This window comes from Aquimarina sp. BL5 (assembly GCF_003443675.1).
In the GTDB taxonomy this organism is placed as follows: Bacteria; Bacteroidota; Bacteroidia; order Flavobacteriales; family Flavobacteriaceae; genus Aquimarina.
Window position 1 is genome coordinate 5,852,782 of the sequence record NZ_CP031963.1, and the last position, 11,624, is coordinate 5,864,405.

Sequence of the window (11,624 nt, forward strand, 5' to 3'; positions counted from 1 at the left end):
TTTATAAAATACTTCGTAGAGCTTCAATCATTTTTGAGGCTCTTTCTTTTACATCACTTTCGGACCAGCCAATTTTTATTAGGCACGAAATAGTTCTTCCCATCCAGGCATCACTTGCATCAAAGGATTGATTGTTTTTTTGAAGCCCTATTTTTTGTTCGGCAGAAAGCGTATTGAGTGATTTAGGTTCTAACAAGTGTTCCCACTTTCTATAATAGTGCCAATTGTTATCAAACCAATAAAAACAGGCGTCTACTCCATGTCCACCAAGGGCTTTGTGTACTTTTCTAGCTAAATCCTCAGTAGGAAGGAATATGTTTAAAAAAGCATAACTTTCTACCCCAGTTTCTGGAACTCTTCTAAACGTAACTTCAGGAATAGGGGTTAACGCATCGCGAAGGATAGTGTAATTTTTTTCTTGTAGACCTAAAGTATGGTCTAACTTTCTTAATTGAGCAATCCCTACAGCTGCATTTAGTTCAGATAGTCTATAGTTATATCCTAAGAATGGATGTGTTTCTGCACCGCGATCATTCCCAATATGATCATGTCCGTGATCCTGATACTTATGGGCATTTTCTGCATACTCTTTAGAATTAGTTATCAGGCCACCACCTTCTCCACAAGTAATCGTTTTTACATAATCAAAGGAAAAGCATCCTAAATCTCCATAACTACCTAGTGGTTTGTTATCGTAAGTTCCTCCTATAGCTTGACAAGCATCTTCTAATAAAATCAGCTTATGTTCATCGCAAAGAGTTTTCAATGCTTTTAGATCCGCCATAGAACCGCACATATGTACTGGCATAACTACTTTGGTTCTTGGGGTAATTGCTTTTTTTACTGCTTTAGGGTCTAAAGTTAAAGTATCATCAATATCACACAAAATTGGGGTAGCACCAACAGATAAAATAGCTTCAAAACTAGCAACAAATGTAAAAGTAGGCATAATCACTTCATCTCCTGATCCAACACCTGCAGAAGCTAATGCTACAGTTAATGCTGCTGTTCCACTTGATACTACCTGAGCGAATTCGGTTTGCATTCTGGAAGCTAAATCTTTTTCTAATTCTAAAGCTTTATGATGTCCATTCCGGTTACCATCAAAACCGTAACGCATTAAAACTCCATTGTCTAATACATCTTGAACTTCTTTCTTTTCTTCAGCTCCAAATAGCTCGAATCCTGGCATAGGTAAAGTGTTAAATTAAAAAACTCTCTTCGGCAAAAATACCGAAAAGAGTTTTGATTATATAATGTGTAACTTATCTTTTTAATTAATAGTTGTCAATAATAGTGGTTACAAAACTAAAGTATCTACTAGGGTCTCGTAAAGAAGAACTATAAGAACCTTGGGTACTAAGTACTTTGCCATTATGATTAAGCGCGATAATATTAGGAAAGCCACCTTGTTTATTGTATTTACTTAACAGCTTTTTGTTTGCTTTTAGTTGTTCTTCAGAAATTATATCCATTCTTCTAGGGATATCTACCTTTAGTAAAACTACCTTTTGTGATTGATTTTTAAACTTTTCGGTGGAAAAGAAATCTTCGTGAAGCATGATACAAGGAGCACACCAATCACTGCCAGTGAAATACATAAGGATAGGTTTCTTGCTATCTTTAGAAACTTGTTTAGCACTCTCAAAATCTGTTAACCAATGTAATTCGTCTTCTTGCGCAAATGAAGCTGAAGTAATTATCAATGATATAAACAGCATTACTTTTTTCATAGTATTAAGTTTTGGGCTTGACAAAAATAGAATATTTTTTATACTCCAAATATCTTGCCAAGTATTTGTCTATAACACAATTACTGTTTCATTAATAGAGCGTCTTACTTTTTTAAACTCTGCAAACATGTCATCATCAGCGCGATAACCTACAGGCAGTACTAGAACTGAATTTAGACCAAGTTGGGTAAGATTAAGAACTTCGTCATATTTTTCGGGAATAAAACCTTCCATTGGACAGGCATCTATCTTTTCAGTTGCGCATACGGTTAATAAATTACCCATAGCCAAATAGGCTTGTTTGGAGGCCCAATTGGCAATCTCATCTGCAGGTTTGTTCTTAAAAGAATCAACGAGTTGTTCTCTAAAAGGTTTAAGTACTTCATCAGAAGTATTTCTTATTGCTTTTACGTTATCAAAATATTTCGTAATGTATTCTTCGCCAACTGTGTTTTCAATGCAAAAAACCAACACATGAGATGCATCTGCAACCTGTTGTTGATTCCAGGAGTATTCAGTAAGTTTTTTCTGAACTTCTCTATTATGCAATACAACTAATTTTAAGGGTTGTAATCCGTATGAAGTAGCAGTAAGGTTAAAGGCTTCTGTAAGTATATCTATTTTCTCTTGAGGGAGTATACGATTGTTATTAAACTTTTTTGTAGCATATCGCCATTGTAAGCTTTGGATAATTTCCATTGCAATTTTTTTAAAAATTATGTCGCAAAGATACAGGTATAACAAGTATCTTTATTCATTAAATTGATAAGAAAAAACTATATCACCATTGTATGAATACTATAGATGAATTGATCCAAAAATCGGAGACTAGAATCTTTAAAGCTGTTTTTCCTAATACTACCAACCACTATGAAACATTGTTTGGAGGAACTGCATTGCAACTCATGGATGAAGTTTCTTTTATATGCGCTACCCGTTTTAGTAGGAAAAAAGTAGTAACAATTTCTACAGGTAAAATTGATTTTGAAAAACCAATCCCTGCGGGTACAATTATAGAACTGGTTGCTAAGATTCATGAGGTTGGTAGAACCAGTTGTTTGGTACAGGTAGATATCTATAAGGAGGAAATGTATAACTATGATCGTGAAATAGCAGTTTCAGGAATGTTCAAGTTTGTTGCTATTGATAATGATAAAAAACCTATTCCTATTATAGATGGATAGCATAATAAAAGCGCATTCAACTATGTCGGATGCGCTTATTTTTTTAAGATATTTTATTTATCTCCTAACTGCTTAATTTTTATTCTGAAAGCTGCAAAAAGAAGGGTCATAAAAGGGCTCAGCCAATTGAAGATAGCAAAAAAGAAATAATCTACAACAGGAACTCCTAAAACGCCACTTTGATAAGCTCCACAGGTATTCCAAGGAACTAACACCGAAGTTACGGTTCCAGAATCCTCTAAGGTTCTACTAAGATTTTCAGGAGCAAGTCCTTTATCTTTAAACGCTTTTGCATACATTCTTCCTGGTACTACAATTGCCAAATATTGATCAGAAGCAGTAACATTTAGTGCTAGACAGCTTGCAACAGTACTAGCAAATAACCCAAATACAGTATCAAACAGGCTTAATAAGGCTTTACTAATTCGGGCTAATGCTCCAATGGCATCCATAACACCACCAAAGACCATTGCACACACGATTAACCAGATGGTACCTAGCATTCCGGACATTCCTCCAGCTGTGAATAGGTCATTTAATTCTTTACTAGAGGTTTCTACGGCGGTGTCCACAGTCATAGCTTTCATAACACCTTTATATGCAGAGTTAAAGTCCAGTGTTTCACTGCCAGCAATATTCATTACAATATCTGGTTGCGCTATAATTGCTGCAACAGCACCTAATAATGTACCAGCTAATAAGGCAATTAAAGGAGGTGTTTTTTTGATAATAAGCCCAATAACAATCATCGGAACAATAAATAACCAAGGTGATATTGTAAATGCACTTTTAATAGCAGCGAGTTGTTCACTAATTTCGGGAGTACCAGAAGTATTAAGTGTAAAACCAATTATTATAAATATAATTAACGTGATCACTATCGTTGGTACCGTAGTGTATGTCATATATTTTATATGAGAAAATAATTCTCCTCCTGCCATAGCAGGAGCAAGGTTTGTGGTATCAGATAAAGGTGACATTTTATCACCAAAGTATGCTCCAGAAATAACAGCACCAGCAGTCATTCCTAATGAAATACCTAATGTGTCTCCAATTCCAATTAATGCAATACCTACGGTAGCAGAGGTTGTCCAGGAGCTACCTGTAGCTATAGAGATGATGGCACAGATAATTACACAAGCAGCTAGAAAAATAGTAGGATTAAGAATTTGTAATCCATAGTAAATCATTGTGGGTATAATACCACTAATAAGCCAAGTACCTGCTAACGAACCTACCATTAATAGTATAAGTAAGGCTCCAGTAGTTGATTTTACGTTGCGAGCAACTTCTTCCATCATTTGTTTATAGGACACTTTATTAAAGAAACCTACTATGGCAGCTACAGCGGCACCCAGCAGTAATACAAATTGATTACTACCACTTAGTGCATCATCGCCAAAAGCGAAGTATACATTATAAAACAACATACCTACTAGCGCAACAATTGGAATTAATGCTTCCCAAATGTTTAATTCTCTGTTTTCAATAATTTCTTCGTTTTGGGGATCAGTAGGAGTGATGTTTTGACTTTCCATATATAGTATTCGAAATTTTAAGAATGTAATGTTACGATATTAATAAAATTTATGCAACGTATTCCTTTCGTTTAATTCTAAAAATGATTGATGGATATGGTGATAAAATATTTATAAATGTATTTTATCGAATAAAAACGCTTTTTGTCGATATTTTAATATATATTTGCTCAATGGTCTTTGTGAAAATATGATATTGAAATATTTTTGAACCATTGAAAAGAAGGATATTAAGAAATTAAATATATACCGAAAGAGAAAAATTGGAATTGATTGTTTATGTTTTTTTGCCCCAACAAATTTAATTTCCCCCAAAGTTAAATTTGACAAATTACAAAGCCTCAGAAATGAGGCTTTTTTTATGCTCTACGGTATTCTCTAATATCTAATAAGCTCTTAAAGAACCTTATATTTTATTCCTATTATATACATTCGTTTCATAACGAAATAAAGTAGAAGCTATTGGGAAGACCGGATTTTGTAATTAATACAAGTACAATATGATTCAAACGGTTTTACGCATTTTTAATAGTTATTTAAAAAAGGACACAACTGGTAAAAATCTTACTTTATTGAGCGTTTTTTTAATTTTTTATACATGAAATTGTATTTTATCGATTAAAATTGTATTTTAACGATTATATGTGTTTTATTACTACCGTTTTTTTTATCAAATTGTAGTATATCATGTATTTTTGAAATGTGAAAGAATAAGAGTTACTAATAGAATTAGTTTTAATATTTCGCCCCATAATAAATAGAATATTTCAAAATTTAGAGAACTAAACTTTTTTTGCCCAAATTAATTTTACCTACTAATGAGCCTCATACCCCAAGAGGCTTTTTTTTATGAGTTGATTTTCTTTCATTCTCAATATTCTTACAAATAATACCTTCTCTATCTTCATTATGTCTTAAAGAGATTAATTACTTGTTGAACATAAGAAATCGCATTTAATCGATTAAAATCGCTTTTTATCGATGATTGTATGCTTTTTTATGAGCGCTTTTGAGATGTTATTAAGATGTTAGTGTACTTTTGAAGTGTTGTTATTGATTGATATAAGTTGAATTAGTTTTTATGGTATTGCAAAATACCAATTAACAATTGCCCCAAAATTGAAAATCGAATAATCCCCAAGTTTGATTTCCCTAATTGAAAGCCTCTTGCCCGGAGGCTTTTTTATTTGTTAAAAAGTAATTTGTTTCATTTTTTATGCTGAAATTAGTGCAAAATAAAAATGATGCAATCTACTTTTGCCCGAGGATTAGAGTTATTCTTTCTATTTGTACTACTCCCTGTTAGTTTTTTGTTTTCGTACCCTACGCCAATAAAAGCTGGATTAACGGTTACCGGCTTTGTTTATATTTTGTTTCACCTTAAGAGATCAGGACTTTTAAAAATTAGGTTTCCCGATCGGATGTATTGGAAACCGTTTTGGAAAGAAACTATTATTAAACTGGCTATTGTAATTATAATTACTAGTTTATATGTTTTTTGGATAGCTCCAGATAAATTGTTTTCTATTGTAATCAAGAAACCGATTTTGTGGGTTGTTATTTTGTTTGTTTACACCTTTTTATCTGTTTGGCCACAAGAGATTATTTATAGAACTTTCTTTTATGATCGATATGAGTCCCTGGTTAAGAATAAGTGGTTGTTTATTTTTATAAACGCAGTCCTTTTTTCATTGGCTCATATATTTTTAAGAAGTTTTCTAGTTCAGCTACTTACTTTTTTAGGAGGTTTATTATTTGCATTTACATATCAGAGAACAAAATCCACTACTTTGGTATCTATAGAACATGCAATTTATGGAAACTGGCTTTTTACAGTAGGAATGGGGGAGATGCTAGCATTTCCAGGAGCAGATTAATTGTTTAAAAATTTCACTAATTGATTTACTGCCTTCGCTCGATGACTGATGCTATTTTTTTCTTCTAGTGGAAGCTCTGCGAATGTTTCGGTGTATCCATCTGGTAAAAAAATGGGATCGTATCCGAATCCTTTATCTCCTTTTTTCTGAACGGCTATAGTTCCTGAGCAAATACCGGTAAATGTTTCTAACGTACCATTAATATGAAGAGCAATAACTGTTTTGAATTGTGCTTTGCGATCTTTTTTTTTCTTTAGGTTGTCGAGAAGTTTATCCATATTGGCATTAGCATCTTTAGCTTCTCCTGCATAACGAGCAGAATAGACACCAGGATCCCCCTGTAGGCTATCTACCTCTAATCCTGTGTCATCGGCAAAACAATCATATCCATAGGTTTCTTTTAGATATCGAGCTTTTTGTATAGCATTACCTTCAATTGTAGGAGATGTTTCAGGAATATCCTCCGTACAGCCTATATCCTCTAAGCTTAGTAATTGGATATGAGGTGGAACAAGAGCTTTTACTTCTTTTAATTTGTTAGGATTATTTGTAGCAAATACTAGTTTCATTTAAGCAATATCTTTTTGAGTTAGATAGGTAAAATATTTAGGCTTTGGCATCATAATTTTCGATCCATTTCCCCTGTACTTTAAGTACTTGTTCTATGACATCTCTAACGCAGCCTTTTCCTCCTTTTTTAAAGGAAACATATTTAGAAACTTCTTTTATTTCTGCAACCGCATCTTGAGGACACGTTGGCAATCCTACCATTTTCATCACTGGTAAATCCGGAATATCATCGCCCATATATAATACATTTTCGATTTTGATATTCTTATTGGTCATATATTCGTTTAGCTGATCAACTTTATGATGCGCACCCAGGTAAATATCTTTAATTTCTAAACCTTCTAATCTTTTTCTAACTCCTTCATTTTTTCCACCAGATATGATGCATAGATTAAAACCTTGCTGAACCGCAGTTTTTAATGCATAGCCATCTTTGATATTCATAGTTCTTAGTAACTCTCCATTAGTATTAATGATTACAGTTCCATCCGTAAGAACACCGTCGAAATCAAAGATAAAAGTGGTGATATGTTTTAAATATTCTTTATAACTCTTTTCCATATTTAGATTGTATTGCTTTGGTAAGCATTTTATATAATTGTTTTTGTGAATCGTTTTTTAGAATTTCTAGGTGTCGATCAATCGTCTGAACATCTTTGCGAATAGCAGGTCCAGTTTGAGCAATATCCGGTTCTATTTCAATTATTTTTTTGGCAGTTTCTTGAATCAAGGGATGTAAAATTTCAAAAGGGATATTATTTTCTTCACAAATCTCATTTCCTACAGAAAACATATAATTCGTAAAGTTATTTACAAACACTGCTGCTACGTGTAATACATTTCTCTGTCCAGAAGAGATATCATATATTTTTTTTGATAATATAGAAGCTAGATTCTTTAAAATAATAACATCCTTTTCTTGATCGGCTTCAATGCAGAACGGAATTTTACTATAATCAACCTTCTTCGTTGCGCTAAATGTTTGTAATGGATAGAAAACCCCACGAGAATTTTTATTGTCAATAGCGTTTATTGGTACACTTCCAGAAGTGTGAACAACTAATTTATTCTGGAACGGTAAGGAGCTCGATACCTTTGCTATCGCATCGTCACTGATTGCTAAAATGTAGAGGTCGGCTTTTTTTAAGTCATTTAGATCGTTGGTAATAGTAGCAGCTTCTTGATCTTTATGTATTTGTATTCCTTTTCTGTTATAGCACTGTACTATTGCTACAGATTTTTGATTTAAAAAAGCTGTATACAAATGTTTCGCCACATTTCCTGCACCAAGGATAACAATTGTAATCATTTGGCTAAAATAAGGAAGATACTTTAAAAATTAGACAAGTTTTATAGTTCTGTTAAAACCAACAAATAGGATAATTAGAATGTCTGATTATCCTCTCAAAAACATTAAATTTGCCGAGCTAAAAAAATTACAATGCAAAAGAAGTTGGCAAGTATTTTATTTTCTACCAGATTAATGGCAATCCTATTTATTGTTTTTGCCGTCTCTATGGCAGTAGGTACTTTTTTAGAAGATGCTTATGGTACAACCGCTGCAAGAATTTGGATATATAACACCTGGTGGTTCGAAGCCATTATGGCCTTTTTTATGATCAATTTCTGTGGGAATATAATACGTTATCAATTGTATAAAAAAGATAAGTGGGCAACATTATTGCTACATCTTTCCTTTATTTTAATACTTTTAGGAGCATTTGTTACCAGATATATTAGTTACGAAGGTGTAATGCCGATAAGAGAAGGGGAAACGACCTCAGAGTTTTTATCCGAACACACCTATTTAACTGCATTCCTTGATGGAGAAATTAATGGGGAACCGCGAAGGCGTGTTGTATCCGAGCAATTAGAATTAACAGAAGCTACGGATAATAGCTTCACTATAAATACCGATTATAACCAGCAACCAGTTACTATTCAATATAAAGAATACATCACTGGAGCAGAAATGGGATTGGTTGAAACAGAGGTTGGAGAGAATTATTTAAAGATAGTAGAGGCAGGAGATGGTAATAGACACGATCACTATTTAAAAGAAGGAGAAGTTTCTAATATCCATAATATTTTAGTGGCCTTTAATGTCCCTACTAAAGGTGCTATCAATATCACATATAAGAATGATGAATATTACATAGAATCACCTTTTGATGGTTCTTATATGAGAATGGCCGATCAAAAGCAAGGCTTGGTAATCAAAGATAGTTTACAACCACTGATGTTACGATCATTATATCAAACTGCTGGGATGCAATTTGTAATTCCAGAGCCTGTAATTACAGGAAAGTATGATGTTATCCCGATCGAAGTGAAAGACAAAGGACAGCAAGATGCACTGATTTTTGATGTAACCACTAATGGAGAAACTAAAGAGGTGAAGTTATTGGGAGGAAAAGGATACGCTAATGATATGAAAAAGATTTCTTTAGGAGGCTTGGATATGTACTTCAACTATGGGTCAAAGCGATTAGAACTTCCTTTTGCTCTAAAGTTGAATGATTTTATAGCCGAAAAACAACCAGGAACAGAAAAAGTATATAAGTCGTTCATGAGTAAAGTAGATATTGTTGAAGATAAAACTGCTCCTCGTCCTTATGATATCTATATGAATCATGTTTTAGATCATAAAGGGTATCGTTTTTTTCAAGCTTCTTTTGATCCTGATGAAAAGGGTACCGTATTATCTGTAAGTCACGATTATTGGGGTACTATGATTACCTATGCGGGGTATATGTCATTATATCTTGGACTAATGCTTATTCTTTTTACGAGAGGATCCAGGTTTAAGGATCTAGAACAAATGCTTAACAAAGTGAAGATAAAAAAGAAAGAGTTAACTGTTTTAGTAGCTTTATTTATTTCAACTTTTTCTTTCGCACAATTAGAACAGGAACAACAAACAGATCATGTAAATCATTTACAGACCTTACCAGGAAAAGCTAAACTAGATTCTATAATTAAAGCGAATGCTGCAAGTAAAGAACACGCTGCGAAATTTGGTAGTATTGTGATACAGGATGAACGTGGTAGGATGAAGCCTGTTAATACTTTTTCTTCAGAATTATTAAGGAAGTTAAGTAAAAAGGATACATATGAAGGATTGACAGCTGATCAGGTTTTTGTATCGATGGTAGAGAATCCATTTATATGGTACAGCATTCCTATTATAGAAATTCAAAGGGAAAATGATAGTATCCGAAAGATATTGGGTGTTTCCAAATCCGAAAGAAGAGTTTCTCTAATAGATCTAGTAGAGCAAGACGGTTCCTATAAGTTAGATCCTTATTTAGAAAAGGCAAGTAGTACTAATACACCTAGTAGTTTTGAAAAGGATTTCCTAAAAACTCATGAAAAGTTTTACCTCTTAAACCAGGCTCTGGGCGGCGGAATTTTGAAGATTTTCCCAGTTCCTGGAGATGTAGGTAACAAATGGGTTTCTGTACCGGAACTTAATGAACATAAATTTACTGGAATGGATTCTGTTTATACCAGACAGATTATTCCTATTTATATACAATCATTACAGGAAGCAAGAAATACAGAAGACTATAGCAAGCCAGATCAATATATAGAGAGTATAAAAGCATTTCAGACAAAATTTGGTAGTAAAGTAATGCCAGCTGATGACAAAATTAAAGCTGAAATCGCATTAAATAAATATGATATTTTCAGAACATTGTATAGATACTATGGTATTACAAGTGTATTATTTATTTTAATCATCATTTTTGGTATATTCTATCACAAGAATAAATTTGTAAAAATGTTGATAAAAATCTTTATGGGGATTACTATATTGATTTTTATGGTACATACATCTGGATTGATAATTAGGTGGTATGTATCAGGTCACGCACCTTGGAGTGATGCGTATGAGTCTATGATCTATGTAGCATGGGCAACGGTGGCATTAGGATTGGCTTTTGGGAAGAAGAGTAATCTTACTGTGGCTGCGACTGCTTTTGTAGCGGCAATTATTCTGTTTTTTGCTCACGAAAACTGGACGGATCCAGCGATTGCTAATCTACAACCTGTTTTGGATTCTTATTGGGTATTGATTCACGTGTCGATTATTGTGGCAAGTTATGGTCCTTTCTTCGTAGGAGCCATTTTAGGAGTACTGTCGTTATTGTTGATGGTCTTAACTACCAAGTCTAATAAAAAGAGAATGGATCTCAATATTAAAGAGATTACCATTATTAACGAAATGGCATTAACCATAGGTCTTGTAATGTTAACTATTGGTAACTTTTTAGGAGGAATGTGGGCCAATGAAAGTTGGGGACGTTATTGGGGTTGGGATCCAAAAGAAACTTGGGCACTGGTTAGTATTATGGTGTATGCTTTTGTAATTCATATGAGATTGGTGCCAGGTCTAAGAAGCAGATGGTTCTTTAATTTGATGTCTGTGTTTGCGGTTTCATCTATATTGATGACATATTTTGGAGTGAATTTTTACTTAAAAGGATTGCATTCTTACGCTAGTGGTGATCAGGTTGTAACTCCATCAGCAGTGTATTATAGTTTTCTTGTCTGGGCTATATTAGGAGCTTTTTCTTACTGGAGGTATACTGTACATTATAAGAAGTGATTTTCATAATCATTTGTTTTTCATTGTGTTATTCTCAGTAATAACTATACAAAAACTATACAGTCTTAATTTTTTGGCATTATTCTTAACGGTATTGAATTATATCTGAT

At 33.4% G+C, this 11,624-nt stretch carries 10 protein-coding genes; 3 read left to right on the forward strand and 7 right to left on the reverse strand.

The window, feature by feature from the left end:
• Position 1: 1 nt before the first annotated feature.
• The 3 genes from D1818_RS24600 to D1818_RS24610 all read right to left on the reverse strand — a co-directional run bounded on the left by D1818_RS24600 (position 2) and on the right by D1818_RS24610 (position 2,432).
• Positions 2 to 1,192 (reverse strand): DegT/DnrJ/EryC1/StrS aminotransferase family protein, encoded by a 1,191-nt coding sequence (locus D1818_RS24600; protein WP_118463062.1) that lies wholly within the window; start codon positions 1,190 to 1,192, stop codon positions 2 to 4.
• 85 nt (positions 1,193 to 1,277) lie between these two features.
• Positions 1,278 to 1,733 carry a thioredoxin family protein gene (locus D1818_RS24605; RefSeq protein ID WP_118463065.1) on the reverse strand — a complete coding sequence of 152 codons (456 nt, stop codon included), beginning with the start codon at positions 1,731 to 1,733 and terminating at the stop codon, positions 1,278 to 1,280.
• A gap of 69 nt (positions 1,734 to 1,802) precedes the next feature.
• The gene (locus D1818_RS24610; protein WP_118463068.1) at positions 1,803 to 2,432 is read right to left on the reverse strand and encodes an NAD(P)H-dependent oxidoreductase; all 630 of its coding nucleotides are present in this window, start codon (positions 2,430 to 2,432) and stop codon (positions 1,803 to 1,805) included.
• Positions 2,433 to 2,524: 92 nt separating this feature from the next.
• Between D1818_RS24610 and D1818_RS24615 the strand changes: the two genes are divergently transcribed.
• A complete protein-coding gene (locus D1818_RS24615; protein WP_118463071.1) occupies positions 2,525 to 2,917 on the forward strand; it encodes an acyl-CoA thioesterase in 393 nt (130 codons plus the stop codon).
• Positions 2,918 to 2,970: 53 nt separating this feature from the next.
• Here the strand turns inward: D1818_RS24615 and nhaC are convergent, their stop codons facing one another.
• On the reverse strand, positions 2,971 to 4,455 hold the full coding sequence (nhaC, locus tag D1818_RS24620) for a Na+/H+ antiporter NhaC (RefSeq protein WP_118463074.1): 1,485 nt from the start codon (positions 4,453 to 4,455) through the stop codon (positions 2,971 to 2,973).
• A 1,244-nt stretch (positions 4,456 to 5,699) separates the two neighbouring features.
• On the opposite strand from nhaC, the gene D1818_RS24625 reads away from it, so the two are divergent.
• Positions 5,700 to 6,332, forward strand: a complete 633-nt coding sequence (locus D1818_RS24625) for a type II CAAX prenyl endopeptidase Rce1 family protein (protein WP_118463077.1) — start codon at positions 5,700 to 5,702, stop codon at positions 6,330 to 6,332.
• On the opposite strand, the gene D1818_RS24630 is transcribed toward D1818_RS24625, so the two are convergent.
• The 3 genes from D1818_RS24630 to D1818_RS24640 are packed head-to-tail and all read right to left on the reverse strand — an operon-like array spanning position 6,329 to position 8,211.
• Entirely contained in the window at positions 6,329 to 6,901 is a 573-nt protein-coding gene (locus D1818_RS24630; RefSeq protein ID WP_118463080.1) for a non-canonical purine NTP diphosphatase, read from the reverse strand. The two genes, D1818_RS24625 and D1818_RS24630, sit on opposite strands and share 4 nt — an antisense overlap.
• A 37-nt stretch (positions 6,902 to 6,938) precedes the next feature.
• Entirely contained in the window at positions 6,939 to 7,463 is a 525-nt protein-coding gene (locus D1818_RS24635; protein ID WP_118463083.1) for an HAD family hydrolase, read from the reverse strand.
• A complete protein-coding gene (locus D1818_RS24640; protein WP_118463086.1) occupies positions 7,447 to 8,211 on the reverse strand; it encodes a Rossmann-like and DUF2520 domain-containing protein in 765 nt (254 codons plus the stop codon). Before D1818_RS24640 ends, D1818_RS24635 begins: the two co-directional genes overlap by 17 nt.
• Positions 8,212 to 8,343: 132 nt before the next feature.
• Between D1818_RS24640 and ccsA the strand changes: the two genes are divergently transcribed.
• Complete coding sequence (gene ccsA / locus D1818_RS24645) at positions 8,344 to 11,514, forward strand: cytochrome c biogenesis protein CcsA (protein WP_118463089.1); 3,171 nt, start codon at positions 8,344 to 8,346, stop codon at positions 11,512 to 11,514.
• The last annotated feature ends 110 nt before the right edge of the window (positions 11,515 to 11,624 follow it).

Coding starts and splice junctions, on each gene's coding strand:
- D1818_RS24600 (WP_118463062.1), bottom strand. CDS start 1,192: ATGCCAGGATTCGAGCTATTTGGAGCTGAAGAAAAGAAAGAAGTTCAA.
- D1818_RS24630 (WP_118463080.1), bottom strand. CDS start 6,901: ATGAAACTAGTATTTGCTACAAATAATCCTAACAAATTAAAAGAAGTA.
- D1818_RS24625 (WP_118463077.1), top strand. CDS start 5,700: ATGCAATCTACTTTTGCCCGAGGATTAGAGTTATTCTTTCTATTTGTA.
- D1818_RS24605 (WP_118463065.1), bottom strand. CDS start 1,733: ATGAAAAAAGTAATGCTGTTTATATCATTGATAATTACTTCAGCTTCA.
- nhaC (WP_118463074.1), bottom strand. CDS start 4,455: ATGGAAAGTCAAAACATCACTCCTACTGATCCCCAAAACGAAGAAATT.
- D1818_RS24640 (WP_118463086.1), bottom strand. CDS start 8,211: ATGATTACAATTGTTATCCTTGGTGCAGGAAATGTGGCGAAACATTTG.
- D1818_RS24635 (WP_118463083.1), bottom strand. CDS start 7,463: ATGGAAAAGAGTTATAAAGAATATTTAAAACATATCACCACTTTTATC.
- D1818_RS24610 (WP_118463068.1), bottom strand. CDS start 2,432: ATGGAAATTATCCAAAGCTTACAATGGCGATATGCTACAAAAAAGTTT.
- D1818_RS24615 (WP_118463071.1), top strand. CDS start 2,525: ATGAATACTATAGATGAATTGATCCAAAAATCGGAGACTAGAATCTTT.
- ccsA (WP_118463089.1), top strand. CDS start 8,344: ATGCAAAAGAAGTTGGCAAGTATTTTATTTTCTACCAGATTAATGGCA.